The sequence below is a fragment of the Arthrobacter sp. zg-Y1219 genome (genome assembly GCF_030125545.1).
In the GTDB taxonomy this organism is placed as follows: domain Bacteria; phylum Actinomycetota; class Actinomycetes; order Actinomycetales; family Micrococcaceae; genus Arthrobacter_B.
In genome coordinates, this window is sequence record NZ_JASKLY010000002.1 from 13,711 (window position 1) to 30,450 (window position 16,740).

General features: G+C 67.9%; 18 protein-coding genes. 8 read left to right on the top strand and 10 right to left on the bottom strand.

What is annotated here, in order from left to right; genetic code table 11:
• Positions 1 to 15: 15 nt before the first annotated feature.
• Positions 16 to 801, bottom strand: a complete 786-nt coding sequence (locus QNO00_RS01150; protein ID WP_229965752.1) for an ABC transporter ATP-binding protein — start codon at positions 799 to 801, stop codon at positions 16 to 18.
• Positions 802 to 894: 93 nt separating this feature from the next.
• Between QNO00_RS01150 and serB the strand changes: the two genes are divergently transcribed.
• The gene (serB, locus tag QNO00_RS01155; protein ID WP_229965751.1) at positions 895 to 1,893 is read left to right on the top strand and encodes a phosphoserine phosphatase SerB; all 999 of its coding nucleotides are present in this window, start codon (positions 895 to 897) and stop codon (positions 1,891 to 1,893) included.
• On the opposite strand, the gene QNO00_RS01160 is transcribed toward serB, so the two are convergent.
• Both QNO00_RS01160 and QNO00_RS01165 read right to left on the bottom strand, forming a co-directional pair.
• Positions 1,872 to 2,621: an SDR family oxidoreductase gene (locus QNO00_RS01160; protein WP_229965750.1), complete on the bottom strand. Its 750-nt coding sequence runs from the start codon at positions 2,619 to 2,621 to the stop codon at positions 1,872 to 1,874. The two genes, serB and QNO00_RS01160, sit on opposite strands and share 22 nt — an antisense overlap.
• A 167-nt stretch (positions 2,622 to 2,788) precedes the next feature.
• The gene (locus tag QNO00_RS01165) at positions 2,789 to 3,517 is read right to left on the bottom strand and encodes a beta-ketoacyl-ACP reductase (RefSeq protein WP_229965749.1); all 729 of its coding nucleotides are present in this window, start codon (positions 3,515 to 3,517) and stop codon (positions 2,789 to 2,791) included.
• A 113-nt stretch (positions 3,518 to 3,630) separates the two neighbouring features.
• Here QNO00_RS01165 and QNO00_RS01170 point away from each other — a divergent pair, with 113 nt between their 5' ends.
• From QNO00_RS01170 to QNO00_RS01180, 3 genes are read left to right on the top strand one after another with little or no spacing between them, the layout of a single operon-like run.
• Positions 3,631 to 4,053, top strand: a complete 423-nt coding sequence (locus QNO00_RS01170; protein WP_284023350.1) for a DUF3099 domain-containing protein — start codon at positions 3,631 to 3,633, stop codon at positions 4,051 to 4,053.
• Positions 4,050 to 4,355 (top strand): hypothetical protein, encoded by a 306-nt coding sequence (locus QNO00_RS01175; RefSeq protein ID WP_284023352.1) that lies wholly within the window; start codon positions 4,050 to 4,052, stop codon positions 4,353 to 4,355. Before QNO00_RS01170 ends, QNO00_RS01175 begins: the two co-directional genes overlap by 4 nt.
• Positions 4,356 to 5,228: an SURF1 family cytochrome oxidase biogenesis protein gene (locus tag QNO00_RS01180; RefSeq protein ID WP_284023354.1), complete on the top strand. Its 873-nt coding sequence runs from the start codon at positions 4,356 to 4,358 to the stop codon at positions 5,226 to 5,228.
• A gap of 31 nt (positions 5,229 to 5,259) precedes the next feature.
• Here QNO00_RS01180 and QNO00_RS01185 read toward each other — a convergent pair whose 3' ends face one another.
• From QNO00_RS01185 to QNO00_RS01200, 4 genes are all read right to left on the bottom strand, one after another.
• On the bottom strand, positions 5,260 to 7,026 hold the full coding sequence (locus QNO00_RS01185) for a hypothetical protein (RefSeq protein ID WP_284023356.1): 1,767 nt from the start codon (positions 7,024 to 7,026) through the stop codon (positions 5,260 to 5,262).
• Between the two features lie 162 nt (positions 7,027 to 7,188).
• A complete protein-coding gene (locus tag QNO00_RS01190; protein ID WP_284023357.1) occupies positions 7,189 to 7,950 on the bottom strand; it encodes a YqjF family protein in 762 nt (253 codons plus the stop codon).
• 58 nt (positions 7,951 to 8,008) lie between these two features.
• Entirely contained in the window at positions 8,009 to 9,199 is a 1,191-nt protein-coding gene (locus QNO00_RS01195; protein ID WP_349643458.1) for an ATP-binding protein, read from the bottom strand.
• 945 nt (positions 9,200 to 10,144) lie between these two features.
• Positions 10,145 to 11,743, bottom strand: coding sequence for an ABC-F family ATP-binding cassette domain-containing protein (locus QNO00_RS01200; protein WP_229965742.1), 1,599 nt, complete (start codon positions 11,741 to 11,743; stop codon positions 10,145 to 10,147).
• A gap of 231 nt (positions 11,744 to 11,974) precedes the next feature.
• Between QNO00_RS01200 and QNO00_RS01205 the strand changes: the two genes are divergently transcribed.
• From QNO00_RS01205 to ypfJ, 4 genes are read left to right on the top strand one after another with little or no spacing between them, the layout of a single operon-like run.
• The gene (locus tag QNO00_RS01205; protein ID WP_284023358.1) at positions 11,975 to 12,595 is read left to right on the top strand and encodes a biotin transporter BioY; all 621 of its coding nucleotides are present in this window, start codon (positions 11,975 to 11,977) and stop codon (positions 12,593 to 12,595) included.
• Positions 12,595 to 13,311, top strand: a complete 717-nt coding sequence (locus QNO00_RS01210) for an energy-coupling factor ABC transporter ATP-binding protein (RefSeq protein WP_229965740.1) — start codon at positions 12,595 to 12,597, stop codon at positions 13,309 to 13,311. Before QNO00_RS01205 ends, QNO00_RS01210 begins: the two co-directional genes overlap by 1 nt.
• A gap of 8 nt (positions 13,312 to 13,319) precedes the next feature.
• Positions 13,320 to 13,982 (top strand): energy-coupling factor transporter transmembrane component T, encoded by a 663-nt coding sequence (locus QNO00_RS01215; protein ID WP_284023359.1) that lies wholly within the window; start codon positions 13,320 to 13,322, stop codon positions 13,980 to 13,982.
• 8 nt (positions 13,983 to 13,990) lie between these two features.
• The gene (gene ypfJ, locus QNO00_RS01220) at positions 13,991 to 14,902 is read left to right on the top strand and encodes a KPN_02809 family neutral zinc metallopeptidase (RefSeq protein ID WP_284023360.1); all 912 of its coding nucleotides are present in this window, start codon (positions 13,991 to 13,993) and stop codon (positions 14,900 to 14,902) included.
• Between the two features lie 21 nt (positions 14,903 to 14,923).
• Here the strand turns inward: ypfJ and QNO00_RS01225 are convergent, their stop codons facing one another.
• The 3 genes from QNO00_RS01225 to sufC all read right to left on the bottom strand — a co-directional run bounded on the left by QNO00_RS01225 (position 14,924) and on the right by sufC (position 16,594).
• Positions 14,924 to 15,319 (bottom strand): DUF4440 domain-containing protein, encoded by a 396-nt coding sequence (locus QNO00_RS01225; protein ID WP_229965737.1) that lies wholly within the window; start codon positions 15,317 to 15,319, stop codon positions 14,924 to 14,926.
• Positions 15,320 to 15,427: 108 nt separating this feature from the next.
• Positions 15,428 to 15,757 (bottom strand): metal-sulfur cluster assembly factor, encoded by a 330-nt coding sequence (locus QNO00_RS01230; RefSeq protein WP_229965736.1) that lies wholly within the window; start codon positions 15,755 to 15,757, stop codon positions 15,428 to 15,430.
• 39 nt (positions 15,758 to 15,796) lie between these two features.
• Entirely contained in the window at positions 15,797 to 16,594 is a 798-nt protein-coding gene (gene sufC, locus QNO00_RS01235) for a Fe-S cluster assembly ATPase SufC (RefSeq protein ID WP_229965735.1), read from the bottom strand.
• Positions 16,595 to 16,740: the final 146 nt, after the last annotated feature.

Consider the following 16,740-nt stretch of genomic DNA (forward strand, 5'->3'; position numbering starts at 1 on the left):
GCCTGCGGGGCAGCGTCAGCGGCGGGCGGTGGCGGACCACCGGCCGCCGTCGTGATGCACGTCCAGCGGCAGGTCGAAGGCGGCGCTGAGGTTCTCTTCGGTGAAGACGCCGTCGATCGGACCGGAGGCCACGACGCCGCCGTCGCGCAGCAGCAGCGCGTGGGTGAAGCCCGGAGGCACCTCTTCAAGATGGTGGGTGACCAGGACCATCGCGGGTGCTTCCTCGTCGCGGGCCAGGTCCGCCAGGCGTGCCACCAGGTCCTCGCGGCCCGCCAGGTCCAGGCCGGCCGCCGGCTCGTCCAGGAGCAGCAGCTCCGGGTCGGTCATCAGGGCCCGGGCAATCTGGACGCGCTTGCGCTCACCCTCGCTCAGGGACGCAAAGCTGCGGTTGATGAAGGTGGACATGCCCCAGTCGTGGAGCAGGTGGAAAGCGCGGCGTTCGTCGAGCTTTTCGTACTTTTCGCGCCAGCGTCCGGTCATGCCGTAGGACGCGGTCAGCACCACGTTGAGCACGGTTTCATGCTCGGGGATCTGGTTTGCCAGTGCCGCTGAGGCCAGGCCGATCCGCGGGCGCAGTTCAAACACGTCGACCGTTCCGAGGACTTCCTCAAGGATTCCGGCGACTCCGCGGGTGGGGTGCATGCGTCCGCCGGCGATCTGCAGCAGCGTGGTCTTTCCGGCGCCGTTGGGCCCCATGATGACCCAGCGCTCCCCCTCCTTGACCTGCCAGTTAACTGCGTCCAACAGGGTCTTGCCGCCGCGAACGACACTTACGGCAGCAAATTCAAGAACATCACTCATAGCACTAGACATTAGGCTAAAGAAAGGGCCGATGGCTAAACGTGATGCCGGCAGCCCCGCAGTTCCAGCCCCGCCCGAAGAAACGGATGCCCAATGCCCACCCAGAATTCTCCGCAGTCCAGTGCCGTTCCTGTATCCGGTGCCGCTGCTCAGTACAGCGTCGTCAGCTACGGCCGGGAACTGGGCGACGCCTACCTGTCCGCCGTCCAGCAGGCGGTGGGCACCGTCGGCGGACGCATCCTGGAGCTGGAGAACGCCTCCGGCGACGGGTACGTCGTCACCAAGTTGCTGGTGGCATACGACGGCGGCATCGAGCTGCTGCGGCTGGCCGTCACCGCAGCGGCGGCCGCCCTGGGCACTGCAGCGGCAGGCGCGCAGAGCGCCGTCGTGCCGTCCTCACTGCTGGAACCGGCACGGAAACTGCTGATCATGGACGTGGATTCCACCCTGATCAAGCAGGAGGTCATTGAACTGCTGGCCGCCCACGCCGGACGTGAGGCGGAAGTCGCGGCGGTGACCGAAGCCGCCATGCGCGGTGAACTGGACTTCACGCAGAGCCTGCACCAGCGCGTTTCCGCGCTGGCCGGACTGCCGGCGTCGGTCATAAACGAGGTCGGCGCCCGGATCGAGCTCTCCGACGGAGCGGAGGCGCTGGTCAAGGAGTTCCTGGCCGCCGGCCACGCGGTGGCGGTGGTGTCGGGCGGTTTCAGCCAGGTGCTCGCGCCGCTGGCCGAGCGCCTGCAGCTCACCCACGCCAAGGCCAACCTGCTGGGCATTTCCGACGGTGTCCTGACCGGAACCGTCGACGGACCGGTGGTGGACCGCGCCGAGAAGGCCCGGTCCCTGCGGACGTGGGCGGCGGGCCTGGGCATAAACGAGCGGCACACCATTGCGGTGGGCGACGGCGCCAATGATCTGGACATGCTGGCGGCGGCCGCGCTGGGCGTGGCGTTCAACGCCAAGCCGGCAGTGCAGGCCGCCGCTGATGCCGTGCTGAACCTGCCCAACCTGGACGTGGTGCAGCACTTCGTTCGGCTCCGGACAGAGCCGTCAGGACCAGCCGTTCAGAACTACCCGGCAACCCCGAGGTAGTCGGCGCCGCCCACGTATTCGGTGTGGCCGGAGGAAACGTCGGCGGTGGCCATGCGGGCCACCTCGGCGCCGAACTCCTGCACCGAGTACAGCCGGCCGGCCTCCACGCGGCGCGCTTCGATCGCTCCGGGGTTGGCGCGGTCCAGGAGCGTTGCAGTGACGGTTCCTTCGATCATGTCCCCGGACACCACCACCAGCGTGATGCCCTTGGCCTCGAGCTGCGGGAGCATGTCGCGCAGGGCGTCCTCGCCGGCCCGCTTGCTGCGCGCCACCGGCTCGTATTCGGGCATGGTGGGCACCGTGTTGATGAAATGTGCCTGGTGGCTGGTGACGAAGACCACGCGCGATCCGGCCGGCATGACCTCCAGTGCCGCGGTGAGCATGTTGACCTGCGCATCGCGGTTGAGCTTCAGCGCGTAGTCTTCTTCGACGCCGCTCTCCATGCCGCCGGATGCGTTCAGCACCAGGACATCCACCCCGCCGAAATTCTCCGTGGCGGCAGCAACCAGCGCCGCCGGGCCCTCGGGCGACGTCAGGTCGGCGCCGACGGCAACGGCACGGCCGCCGTCGTTCTCGATGCCGGTGACCACCTTGTTGGCCCGCGGTGCCTTCTGCCGGTAGTTGACCACCACGCCGGCCCCCTCGGCGGCCAGGAACTTGGCCACCTCCGCTCCGATGCCGCGTGAGGATCCGGTAACGATGGCGGCTTTGCCGTCCAGCAGGCCCATGGGTGCTCCTTCGTGAAGATTGTGGAAAGTATCCAAAGTTTTAAGCAACAGATTCCATCCTGCCAGCCCCCGGGGTTCTCCACAGTGGTGGAAACCTCCAAGGAATTCCCCCGGGGACGTTGGCAGGCCCGGTGCGGACGGCGCCGGCCGGCGCGGTGGGCGGAGCGCTAGTGGCCCATTCCCAGTCCGCCGTCAACGGGGATGACGGCACCGGAAATGTAGGCGGCTTCGGGGCTGGCGATCCAGCGCACCACGCCGGCCACTTCCTCCGGCTCGGCGAACCGCTTGGCGGGAATGGAGGACAGGTAATTCTTCTGCGTGTCCTCCGGCAGGGCCCGGGTCATGTCGGTGTTGATGAAGCCCGGCGCCACCACGTTGGCGGTGATGTTCCGCGAGCCGAGTTCCCGCGTCAGGGAGCGGGCAATGCCGACCAGCCCCGCCTTGGAGGCCGCGTAGTTGATCTGGCCGGGCGAGCCGTACAGGCCCACCACCGAGGAGATCAGGACAACCCGTCCGCGGCGCAGCTTGATCATGCCCTTCGAGGCCCGCTTGATGACACGGAAGGCGCCGGTGAGGTTGGTGTCCACGACGTCGGTGAAGTCGTCTTCGCTCATCCGCAGCAGCAGGGTGTCGCGGGTGATGCCCGCGTTGGCCACTAGGACCTCCACGGGGCCGTGGGCTGCCTCCACCTCGGTGAATGCGGCATCCACCGACGCCATGTCGGTGACGTCGGCCTTGACGCCGAGGAGGCCCTCGGGCACGTCCCCGCTGCGGTAGGTAATGGCTACCTGGTCGCCGTTGGCAAGGAACGCCTGGGCGATGGCCAGTCCGATGCCGCGGTTGCCGCCGGTGACCAGGACGCTGCGGCCGGTGGACGGCTGGGTGTTGTTGTGCACAGATTTCCTCCGCTGGGAGTGTGGGTTGGATGAACTTGATCCTAGCCCGGCCGGAACCAACTTCAACATCACGGGATCCAGTGCGACAATGGATGAATCTGTTTGGGAGAGTGATGAACAAGGAATCCAGCCGCGGCGTTTCGGTCCCCCGGATCACTGACGCCCGCACGGCGCACACCGATGAGATGCACGCACGCATGATCAAGTATTCGGTGTCCATGGGCATCCGCATTGTGTGCTTGGGCCTGATGTTTGTTGTGCACGGCTGGCTGCTCTGGGTTGTCATCGCGGCCGCCGTCGTGCTTCCGTATTTCGCCGTGATCATTGCCAATGCCGGCAGCGACACCCGCAACATGACGGCGTCGGATTCCATGATCGACTCGCTTCCGCCGCCGGCCATTGAGGCGCCGCGGCCGGAGGAGCACCGCGACTCCCCGGAGACCACACTGCTGCACGGCGAGATCGTTGAGGACGACCCCGCTGACGGGAACCCGGCCGACAGCCACCACGAAGATAAGGCACCACCTTCAGCATGAACCTTCTTGACCAGCTGGCCCGCACCACCGGCGCCGCTCCCCGCACCGGATCCGAGCCGTCGGACCCGGAGGCCGGCGCTCCGGCGGTTTGCTCCCGCAAGGGCTGCCGGCAGCCGGCCGTGTGGCGGCTCCTGTGGAACAACCCGCGGATTCACACCCCGGAGCGTCGGAAGACGTGGCTGGCCTGCGGTGAACACCGCGGCTGGCTGGAAGAGTACCTGCAGACGCGCGATCTCTGGAAGGAAACGCTTCCGCTCGCTGGAGCGCCGACTCCGGCGGACCCCGACAGCGGGAGTGCGTAAATGTACCGGTTCCTTTTCTCCAGCCGCTGGCTGGGCTGGTTTGCCTTGGTCTGCCTGCTTTCGGCCGTCTGCACCACCCTGGGCCTGTGGCAGATGGACCGCCGGGACGCGATCCGCGAAGACATCGGCAATGTGGTCAACAACTACGACGCCGCACCGGCCGCCTTTGCCGACGCCGCCGGCCTGTTCGAAACCTATGATCCGGCCAACGAATGGCTGCCGGTGGAAATGACCGGCGTGTATGACACCGACAACCAGCGCATCGTCCGGAACCGTCCGCTGAGCGGGCGTGCCGGCTACGAGGTGGTGGTGCCGCTGAAGCTCTCCGACGGGACCGCCGTCGTGATCAACCGCGGCTGGCTCCCCATCGGCAACGACGAGGCCGGCCGGCCCGACACCGTTCCAGCCCCGCCTGCGGGCGAGGTCACCGTCGTCGCGCGCGTCAAACCCCCCGAGCCCGCCCTGCAGCGCGGAGCACCTGAGGGGCAGCTGGCCTCCATTGACTTGGCCAAGTACCAGGACGAGGTCGGATACGAGCTGGAACAGGGCGCCTACGGCCTCATGGCCAGCGAGGACCCCGCTCCCGCCGTCGTTCCCGAAGCTGCGCCGAAGCCCTCCGTGGACGAGGGCCCGCACCTCTCCTACGCCATGCAGTGGTTCGCCTTTGCCGTGATGCTCTTCATCGGCCTGGGCTACGCGGCGTACCAGGAAGCGATGAACCTGCGCTACGGCGACGAGGACGAGTACGAAGAGGACGACGAGGAAACGTACGCCGCGCACCCGGGGCCGGCTTCCCGCCGCCGCCCGCGGAAGCAGCGCGGCAGTACCCAGGAGGACGAGGAAGACGCCCTGCTGAAGGCGCAGGGCTTCTAGGCCCGGCTCCCCTGCCCGCGCGGAGGGTTGGCTACTGGTAGGAGACGAACCAGGGCTTGGGGCTGACCTGGGTGAAGGTCTGCTCCGGTGTCAGCATGGGGGTGTCCTCGTCGTGGAAGTTCTTCCAGCCCGGCCAGATCTGGGGCTGCAGCCCGTCGCGCAGGACGTTCCAGGTTTCCAGTTTCTCGCCGACGGTTCCGTGCCCGTCGGCGTGCAGGCTTACGGCCAGCTCCGGCCGGCTGACATCGAGCGATCCGCGGTCCCGGATCATCGACACGCTGAACTGGTGGAGCATGAAGACCTTCTGCGGCAGGACATTGGTGCGGGTCAGATCGGCCAGCCACGCCGAGACCTCGTTCACCTCAGCGGCGTCCACCGAGCCGATCTGCTCCAGGTGCCGCTGCCCCGGCGTGATGCGCCATTCCGCATCCAGTGCCAGCCCGACGTTCGGAAGCTTGAGCAGCTCCTCATACCGCACGGCCTGGTCCAGGAATGTGCTCAGCCCCGGCTGCAGATCCAGCACCACGTAGACGCCCGCTTCCCGGGCAGCCTCCACCCACGGACGCAGTGCCTCCGCCGGAGTTTCGGTGGAGAAGTTGCCGTCGTCGCCGGCCTCCGAGCTGGCGACAGTGGTAATGATCTCCAGGGCGGGAACCACCGGCTCCTCGCTGTAGGGCTGGTACCGGGCCGCGGTGTCCTTGGCCAGCTGGATCGTGGCATCCATGCCCTGCTCCCCCAGCACGCCCAGGCTTCCACCGCTGGGATGTCCGTACAGCGCCACCATCCGCCGTCCGGGAAACACCGTCTGCCCGCCGCCGGGGAGCTCGGGTGCATCCAAGGCGACGGCGGTCTGGGCCGCAAAGTTCTCCGCTCCGCCGAAGCCGTCTCCCGCGGCATAGATCCCCGCATCACGGTGGGTGCGCAGCAGGGCGATGACGCCGCTGTCGGCCCGGGGGTCGGCAGTGGCCACCATGTGCACTTCGGCACCGGCCGCCCGCGCAGTGGCCACCGCTGCGGCAGCCGCCGGATCTTCGGTCGCCAGGACGACGGCGTCGGCGGGTTCCGCCGCCGCTTCGAAGGCGGGCAGCTCCTCCCCGGCCAGGTCCCGCCGGGCATCCTCGGACGGGGCCGGGCCCTGGGGCGGGGCGGCACTTGGTGACGGATCCGCACTTTCCGAGGGGTCACTTTCCGAGGGCACCGGGGCAGGAACCTCCAGCCCGGGGACCGTCAGCCGCTCGCCCGGTGCCATTGCGGCGACCAGCGCCACCAGCCCCTCTTTCCCGGCGGCTTCCGCTTCAAGGCCGAGCACGGAGGCGAAGCCGGCGGCGGTGGCGGGGCCGGATACCTGGGTCCGCTCCCCCACCGTCCGCGACCACCCGTCCGCCGGCGTGCCGTAGAGGATCACCGAGGCGGCGCCGAGCCGATCGAGCTCGGCGGCGACCTGCTGTTCGCTGCCCGGTTCGGCCACGAGCAGCGGAATGCCCAGCCCGGCAGCCGCCGCGGCAGCCGCTCCGGTGTGATCCGTGCCGGCCGGATCCGATGGGGCCGGGTCCGATGAGGCCGGAATCTGCCCGCCGGTTTCCGGCGCGGCCAGCACCACCGCGGCAGGGCTGGACGCGAAGAACGCAGCAGTTGCGGCCAGGGAGGCTTTTCCCGCTCCCCCGTCAAAGACACCGGTCACGTCGCGGTCCTGAGACAGGCTGACGGACGGCACGTCCGGGGTCGTCCCGGCACTGCCGTCGGTTTCGGGCGTGCCGGTGCAGCCGCTGAGGACCAGGCCCAACGACAGGGCGGCCACTGCCACACGGCGACGGGCAGGTACGGAAACTGAGGGGGAAATGGCGGCGCATCCTTCCGAACAGGGAATGGGCTGAGCATCACCCAAATTCCCAAGCGTACCGAGACAGCAGCTGGACACAAAAGCAGGCGGTGCGTGCTCCCGCGGTCCGCCCCGGGACAGCTACCGCGCCTCTCCTTTCCGAACTGTCCGCGGCCGGCCGAAAACGGTCCGGACACCGGATGAAAACAGCACGGAATCGGGCGGACCCGCAACCGGCAGGCCGGCGGAGGCCAGCAGTTCGTCGTCGCACTCCGCCAGCTCGGCCGGGTGCAGGGGCCACGGCCGGTGCGTGTTGGGAACGAAGATCGTCCGGCCGGCGAGTCTGGCGTGGGCGCCGAAGCGTGCGGTGAGCTCCAGGGACAGGGGGTCATCGGCCTGCCTGCTGAGCTCCGGACGCACTGCGAAGGATGAGCTTGCACCGTTGCCGTACCGTTCGACGGCGTACCCGCAGGTGTCGCGGTCCGGTCCGCCGGGGGCCTGCTGCCGGCAGCGGGACCAGACGTACGGAACACCGGCGGCACGGGCGGTCAGTACGGCCAGCAGGCGGGACGCGTCGAGGGACAGGAAGAGGACTCCTCTGGTTCCGTCGGCCCCGCGGGTATACAGGCGAACATTGACTTCGGTAAAGCTGCCCAGCCACGGGAGGGGCAGCGCACCTCCGAGTCTTGTTCCGTGCAGCCGGAACCCGATCAGTCCCACCCAGCTTGAACCGTGGAAGACATCCGGTTCGACCAGGGACGGCAGATGCGGCGCCGCCTCCGCCGCCGTTATGCGCCAGTGCAGAAAAACGGCATCGGACCAGGACTGCGTGACCAGGACGGGCGGAGAGAGCACCGGGCCGGCGGGCCACGGGGTCTCGGAGCCATCTGCGGGCCGGGTCATGGCCACACGGTAGCACTTGGCCGGGTGCCGCGGGACGGGTAGCAACTGTTCCCGGTGCTTAGCCGGTGACCCGCCGCACGTACTCGGCCATGCCCGGCACCGTGAAGGCCACCTGGCCCAGGGAAGGTGCGTAAATGATCCCCTTGCGGATCAAGGAACCGCGCGTCATGGTCATTGACGTCATTTTCTTGCCGGCCCGGGCTGCCAGAGTTGCCGTCCCCGAGCCCGCGGCGCCGTCAACCGCCATGAGCCGGAGGAAGTCCCTTTCCGCCTTGGTGGCGCGCCGCCAGCGCATGGGAAAAAAGCCCTGGTCCAGCTGGGCCCGGCCTATTTCAACGGCCACCCGGGCGTCAGCGGCGGTGATCACCGGATGCGGCGCGGATTCCCACGCGGCGGACCCATACTCCTGCAGGAAGTAGGGATATCCCCCGGCGGCGTTCAGCAGAAGGTCCAGAGCCTCCGGATCATAGGTAACCGACTGCTCCTTCGCCGGAGCAGTCAGTGCGGTGCCGGCGTCCTCCCGGTCCAGCGCGCCAACAGTGCGGTAGGTAAACAGACCCTCGGCATAGCGCTGCGACTGGTTCAGGACCGACGGAAGGTTTGGCAATCCGGCAGCGACGAGATAAAACGGCCAGTCCCGCTGCCCGGCCTGATGCTGGACGCCCAGCAGTGCCGAGAGCAGAACCGGATCCAGATTCTGCATTTCGTCCACCACAATAATCAGCGCACCGTTCTGTTCGGCCAGGGCCCGGGAGATATCCTCCACGGTCTCCTCCAGGTCAACGGCAAACGCTCCGGAGTCACCACGCCCGTGCCGGGAACCGACACCCACATCGATGCCGCTGACCTGGAGTCCGTCGGCAAACGATGTGATGGTTCCGAGCGCGTCGGCCAGGGCCTTGCTTCCTCCGCGGGAGTTGGCCTTGCGTCCGGCCTGCAGCAGGCTCCGCGCCAGTTTGGCGCGGATGGCCTTCGGTCCGCCCTCGGCGTCCCTCCCCTCCAGCGACACCACCAGGAAGCCGGCCTCCTCGGCGCGGCGCCGGAAATCATTGAGCAGGACGGTCTTGCCCACGCCGTGCAGCCCGTGCAGCACTATCCCCCGGTCGGTTCGACCGGATGCCGCCCGCGAAATCAGCAGGTCAAAATCATTCATCAAGGCTGTTCTGCCGGCCAGCTCGTAAGGTGTGCGGCCTGCGCCGGGTGAGTACGGGTTCGTGGCACTGTGCATGCCACCCATCCTAGCGGACATATCCGAAATTCTTTATATTGCTGGATAGAAATTTATACGAAATGAAGAGATGGAGGGGATCGCGGTTCCAGCGAACCCGATTGTCGACAATTACCAGCCGCCAAAAAGCTTGCCGCGGATTGTCACAGCCCGGAAAGGCCGACTCTCCGCACATGAGTGCGGCGCCGATCTCCGCTGCCCCTCCCCCACTCCTGGCTGCCGGCCCTGTTCCCTCCAGGACCCATCCCCTCCCGGAGGCGGCGCTTCCCCAGCCCATCCCCTCCCCAAGGGCGGATCGACCTCGGTGGGCCTACACCTGCGCACAGGTTCCCACTCTCTGGGGCAGGTGTGGCTCATGGGGTCCCGGAAACCACAGGAGGAAACAAGCAGTGGGAACCAGCGCGTCGAGCCGGGCAAGGCGTGGCCAGCGGGTAAGTTGCCGGGCGCCCGAAGCTAGGGATCAGACATGAGCCAGGGATGCCGCGCTCGAACTTGGAGCCGCTGCCCTCTCCCAATCCTGGCAGCCGGCCTTATTCCCTCCTGCCTCGCCACTCTCCGGCGCCCAGTCCCTCACCGACGCGGCGTTTCCCCAGCCCATCCCCTCCCCAAGGGCAGATCGACCTCGGTGGGCCTACACCTGCGCACAGGTTCCCGCTCTCTGGGGCAGGTGTGGCTCATGGGGTCCCGGAAGCCACAGGAGGAAATAAGCAGTGGGAACCAGGGCGCCGGCCGGGCAGGATGCGGGCAGGCAAGGCCGGCGGCGGGCAGGCGGGGCCGGATGGGGGCGCCGGCGGCGGGGCAAGCCGGATGGGGGCAGCGCGGGTCCGGCGACGGGGTCAAGTCCACACACTCCCCGAACAAGGGAACCAAAATGCCAAGGACGCCCGGACACGCCAACGGCGGCCGGAACGTGAGTCCGGCCGCCGCGGTACCCGGGCAGATCCCGGGGTGTTGCTGGTGTGAGCCTTAGGCCAGCGTGACCAGGTCCAGGTAGGAATCGTTCCAGTGGTCCTCGTCGCCGTCCGGCAGCAGCACTACGCGCTCGGGGTTGAGCGCCGCAACGGCTCCCTCATCGTGGCTGACCATCACCACTGCCCCGGAGTAGTTGCTCAGGGCGCCCAGGATCTCCGCGCGGGAGGCCGGGTCCAGGTTGTTGGTGGGCTCATCGAGGAGCAGGACGTTAGCCGAGGAGGCCACGATGGTCGCCAGGGCCAGGCGGGTCTTCTCACCGCCGGAGAGGACGCCGGCCTTCTTCTCGACGTCGTCACCGCTGAACATGAACGAACCCAGGACGCTGCGGACCTCGGCGTCGTCCATGTCCGGAGCCGAGGAACGCATGTTCTCCAGCACCGTCCGCTCGGTGTCCAGGGTTTCGTGCTCCTGGGCGTAGTAGCCGACCTTCAGGCCGAAGCCGGGGATGACCTTGCCGGTGTCCGGGGTGTCGACGCCGGCCAGCATGCGCAGCAGCGTGGTCTTGCCGGCACCGTTCAGGCCCAGGATGACCACCTTGGAACCGCGGTCAATGGCCAGGTCCACGTCGGTGAAGATTTCCAGCGAACCGTAGCTCTTGCTGAGGCCTTCGGCCATCATCGGAGTCTTGCCGCAGGGTGCCGGATCCGGGAAGCGCAGGGCTGCGACCCGGTCGGTGGCGCGAACGGCGTCCAGGCCGCCCATGAGGCGGTCAACGCGCTTGAGCATGCTTTGCGCGGCCGAGGCGCCGGAAGCACGGGCCTTCATCTTGTTGGCCTGGGCCAGCAGGATGCCTGCCTTCTTCTCGGTGTTGGCACGCTCGCGCTTGCGGGCACGCTCGTCGGTCTCGCGCTGCAGCTTGTAGCGCTTCCAGTCCATGTTGTAGATGTCGATCGTGGCGCGGTTGGCGTCCAGGCTGAAGACCTTGTTCACGGTGGCTTCAAGCAGCGCAGTATCGTGGCTGATCACGATCAAGCCGCCGGTGTGGTTCTTCAGGAACTCGCGCAGCCAGGCAATGGAGTCGGCGTCAAGGTGGTTGGTGGGCTCATCGAGCAGCATGGTCTCGGCGTCCGAGTACAGGATCCGCGCCAGTTCCACACGGCGGCGCTGGCCGCCGGAAAGGGTGCTCAGCGGCTGGTTCAGCAGCCGGTCCGGAAGGGCCAGGTTGGCGCAGATGGTGGCGGCTTCGGATTCGGCGGCATATCCGCCGGCGGCCAGGAAGTCGGCCTCGAGCCGGTCATAGCGGTTCATGGCCTTGCGGGAGACCTTTTCGTCTTCGCTGGCCATTTCGTCCTGGCACTTCTTGAGCTGCGCCGTGACGACGTCCAGGCCGCGGGCCGAGAGAATGCGGTCCTTGCCCAGCTGCTCCATGTCCGGCGTGCGCGGATCCTGCGGCAGATAGCCGATTTCGCCAACGCGCTTCACGTGTCCGTTGGCGGGCAGCGCCTCGCCGGCCAGAACCTTGGTAAGAGTGGTTTTGCCCGCTCCGTTGCGGCCTACCAACCCAATTTTGTCGCCTTTGTCAACACGGAATGAAACCGCTTCCATGAGCAAACGTGCGCCGGCACGAAGCTCGAGATTAGATACGGCAATCACTCAGTGGACCTTTCGAGGGGGTTGGGGATAGTGCTTGAACTGCGATGGCAGCCTCTCAAGTCTACCGTCGATAGCCGATTTGTAGAAAAGCTCCAAAGGAATTACGGCCATCCCCGGCTAGTGTCGACAGCAGCGCCGCCCCGCATCCCCGTCCTGACGGCGGGGAGCGCGGCCGCTCAGCCCCGGGTGAGACGTGTCACCCCTTGTAGAACTTCGACGAAGTGAGGCCAGATGACGCTTCCCCCCGCTCCCCCGGCGGCACCTTCCGGCCGGATCCTCCGGCAGCGCCGGCGGTGGACCCCGGGCGATCTGTCCCTGATCGCGGTCTTCGCTGCCCTCACGGCAGCGTTTTCGGTGCTTCCGGGAGTGCCCCTGGGCTCCGGCGTTCCGATCACGCTGCAGACACTGGCCGTCATGCTCGCCGGCATCATCCTGGGCCCCACCCGCGGCGCCGCGGCCGTGGGCCTGTTCCTGCTGGCCGGCCTGGCCGGACTGCCCGTCTTCAGCGGCTTCCGCGGCGGCCTTGGCGTGCTGGCCGGGCCGTCGGCCGGATACCTGCTGGCGTTCCTGCCCGCCGCCTTCCTTGTGGGACTGCTGGCACGCCTGGTCCTGCGCCGCACCCGCCGGGCCCGGTTTCCGCTCCTGTTTGCCGCGGCGATGGGCACCAGCTTCCTCGTGGTCCATCCCCTTGGCATCGCCGGAATGATGCTCAACGCGAAGCTGGAGTTCACCGCAGCCCTGGCCGCCGACATGGCCTTCTGGCCCGGGGACGTGCTGAAGAACCTGCTGGCGGCCGCCGTCGGCGTGAGCGTCCTGACGGCCTTTCCGCGCCTGGCAGCGAAACCCCGCTGATGCTCGGCATCCAGCTGCGCGGCGTGTCGGTGCTGCCGGCCCCGGACTCCGCTTCCACCCGAAACCCGGCCGCCCCGATCCTGCACCCGCTGAACCTCGACCTGACCGAAGACCGGATAGCGGTGATCGGCGCCAACGGGTCAGGAAAGTCCACGCTGCTGAAGCTGCTCAACGGCCTGCTGCTGCCCGACACCGGCTCGGTGACGGTTCAGGGCCTGGACACGGCGAAGCACGGCAGCCGGGTCCGGCGCCGGGTCGGCTTCGTCTTCACTGATCCGCTGTCCCAGCTGGTGATGCCGACCGGGCGCGACGACGTCGAACTGTCCCTGCGCTCCGCCGTCCGCCGGCGGGAGGAACGGCGCGCAGCGGCCGAAGCCCGGCTGGAGGCCATGGGACTGCTGGAGCTGGCGGACCGCAGCATCTACGACCTCTCCGGCGGTGAACGGCAGCTGATGGCCCTGACCTCGGTGCTGGCCGTTGATCCCGCCATCCTGGTGGCTGACGAGCCCAGCACCCTGCTGGATCTGCGCAACACGGCCCGGCTGCGGCGGATCTTCGCGGAATTGCCCCAGCAGATCATCTACACCACCCATGACCTGGACTTCGCTGCCGACGCCCGGCGCGTGCTGGTGGTCGACGGCGGGCGGATCGTGTTCGACGCCGCCCCGGAACAGGCGCTCGACGCCTACCGCACGCTGGCGCTGGGCGTGCAGTGAGGCCTTCGATGAAGAGCTCAAACCATCTGCTCGGCTCCTACCGGCCGGGACGCACCCCGGTGCACCGCGCTCCGCTGGGGGTGAAGGCGGCCGCCGTCGTCGTGCTCTCGGTAACGGTGCTCGTTGCCGGTTCGCTGCCGCTGCTGGGCGCAGCCCTGCTGATCCTCGCCGGCGCCTATGCCGCGGCCCGGATGCTCCGCGAGTCGTGGCGCCCGCTGAAGCTGATGTGGCCGGTGCTGCTGCTCCTGGGCGGCTTTCAGGCCTGGACGAACGGGCCGGCCGCAGCCGTGCTGGTGGTCGGCAACATCGTGGCGTGCGTGGCTGCGGCCCGCCTGCTGACCCTGACCACTCCCCCGCAGCAACTGCTTGACGGGCTGGTCGCCCTGGCCCGGCCCTTCCGCGTCCTCGGCGCGGATCCGGAACGGTTTGGCCTCACGCTCGCCCTGATGATGCGCAGCATCCCGTTCCTGCTGGGGTCGGCGCAGGATGTCCGGCAGTCGGCCATGGCGCGCGGACTGGAGCGCAATCCGCGCGCGCTGACCGTTCCGGTGGTGATCAAGGCGGTGGCCTACGCGCAGCAGACCGGCGATGCCCTGGCCGCCCGCGGCATCGGGGAGCCGCCCGACCCGCAGGTGAAGGCGGAACGGAAGCACGCTGATCGTCGGGGATAATTGCGGGCATGAGTTTTAACGAAAATGCACGGCTGGATTCCTCCCGGGTTCGCGATCACCGGGGCAAAGGCAAAGGGATCGCCCTGGGCGGAGGACTCGGCGGCGGCCTGATCCTGATCCTGTCCCTGGTCTTCGGATCGGATGTCGTGGACAGCCTCGGCCTCACCGACGGGGCCGACGCCGCAACCGGATCCGGCAGCTCACCGAGCATCACCGAGTGCCTCGACGGCGCGGACGCGAACGAGCGCCTGGACTGCCGGATCGTTGGCACCGCCGAAAGCCTCGACAGCTACTGGGGGCCGGCGCTGGCAGCCGAGGGACTCACCTACACCGAGCCCGGCGTCACCCTGTTCACCGGCCAAACCTCCACCGGCTGCGGCTCGGCCACCTCCGCCGTCGGACCCTTCTACTGCCCTGCCGACGAGCAGACCTATTACGACACCGCGTTCTTTGACGAGTTGGTGGCGCAGTACGGCGCCTCCGGCGGGCCGCTGGCCCAGGAATATGTGGTGGCCCATGAATTCGGCCACCACATCCAGAACCTGACCGGTGTCCTCGGCGCCTCCGCCCGGGATCCGCAGGGCGCGGACTCCGCCGCGGTCCGCACGGAGCTGCAGGCCGACTGCTACGCCGGACTGTGGGCCGGAGCTGCCGCCTCCGTTCCGGCTCCGGGAAGCTCCGAACCGTTCCTCGCGGAACTGACGACCACGGATGTCCAGGACGCCCTGTCGGCTGCTTCGGCCATCGGTGATGACCGCATCCAGTCGATGGCCACCGGCCAGGTCAACCCCGAAAGCTGGACGCACGGCTCCGGGGACCAGCGCCAGGCCTGGTTCATGCAGGGCTACAACAACAACGACGGCGGAATCGGCGCGTGCGACACGTTCAGCGCCGCGGACCTGGACACTCCGGGAGCTTAGCCGCAGCCGCGGCGGCGGGAGCTATTCCGGCGTTCCGACGTTCACTTCGGTGAAGTCCCGGCAGAGCAGCCAGGAACCGGCTTCGAGCCGCCAGGATTCCATCAGCAGCGCCCGTGCGGTGATGTCCCCGCCGGTCCGGTAGGTCATTTCGTGAAAGACCACGGCTTCGTCCCGGCCGCGCGGGGCCACCGTTCGGAAGTCGGTGTGAACCGTGCTGCCCTGCAGGCCGGAAACGGCGTCCCGAAAGCCCTTCCGCGCCGCCGCGCCGTCGAACGCTTCGGCAGCCGCCGCGTCCTGGCCCAGCCAGCCGTGGTAGTCCGGCGACAGGAAAGCCTCGATGGGTCCGCTGTCCCCGGACGCCATGGCCTCGTTCCAAGCAGCAAGATACTGGTCATGAAAATGCTCTGTTTTCCCCATGGCGCATACGGTAGCAGCCAGCCAAGCGGAGCAGCCGCACACGCAAAGAAGGGCCGCCTCCCCGTGTCGGGGAAGCGGCCCTTCTGCTGAACCACAGGTGCAGCGGTACTAGATGTTGAAGCCGAGCGCGCGCATCTGGTCGCGGCCGTCGTCAGTGATCTTCTCCGGACCCCACGGCGGCATCCAGACCCAGCTCAGCCGCCAGTCATCCACGACGCCGTCCAGCGCCTGGCCGACCTGCTCTTCGAGCACATCGGTCAGCGGGCAGGCCGCAGTGGTCAGCGTCATGTCGATCAGCAGTGCGCCGTCGTCGGCATACCGCAGCCCGTAGAGCAGACCAAGGTCAACAACGTTCACGCCCAGCTCGGGGTCGATGACGTCCTTCAGGGCCTCTTCAACGTCCTCCAGGGACGTCTGGGCCAGATTCGACTCACTCATCATCTGCTCCTTGGCAGTTGTTGCGGACAGGGGTTAAGCCTAGGCCTTCAGGGCGTTGGCGGTAGCGGTGGCCGCTGTCGCGTTGGCGCCGGTGAAGCGGTCGTAGCCTTCTTCTTCGAGGCGGTCGGCCAGCTCGGGGCCGCCCTGCTCGGCGATCCGGCCGTCAACGAACACATGGACGAAGTCCGGCTTGATGTAGCGCAGGATCCGCGTGTAGTGGGTGATGAGCAGCGTGCCCATCTCGCCCTTGCTGTGCTCGCGGTTCACGCCCTCGGAAACAACCTTCAGCGCGTCAACGTCGAGGCCGGAGTCGGTCTCGTCGAGGATGGCGAACTTCGGGCGGAAGAGCTCAAGCTGGAGGATCTCCACGCGCTTCTTCTCGCCGCCGGAGAAGCCTTCGTTGACGTTGCGCGACGCGAAGTCGGCGTCGATGCGCAGCTGGGACATGGCTGCCTTGACGTCCTTGGTCCAGTGGCGCAGGGACGGCGCTTCGCCGTCGAGTGCGGTCTTGGCGGTGCGCAGGAAGTTGGTCATCGTCACGCCGGGGACCTCAACCGGGTACTGCATGGCCAGGAACAGGCCGGCGCGGGCGCGCTCATCAACGCTCATGTCCAGGACGTCGGCGCCGTCCAGGGTGATCGAGCCGCTGTCGACGAGGTAGCGCGGGTGGCCGGCAATGGTGGAGGCCAGGGTGGACTTGCCGGAACCGTTCGGACCCATGATGGCGTGCGTCTCACCGGTGTTGATGGTCAGGCTGACGCCCTTCAGGATCTGCTTGCGAACACCCTGATCGGTCTCAATGCTGACGTGAAGATCCTTGATCTCAAGAGTAGACATACGAGTTACGCTTTCTCCTTTGCACGCTCTGGTGCGTATTTAAGCTTCAAAAAGTGTGGGGGTGCAGCCGCGGGGGGGGGGGGGGGGGGGGGGGGGCGGCCCCCCCCCCCCCCCCCGGGGGGGGGGGGGGGCCCGGGCGCCGGGCC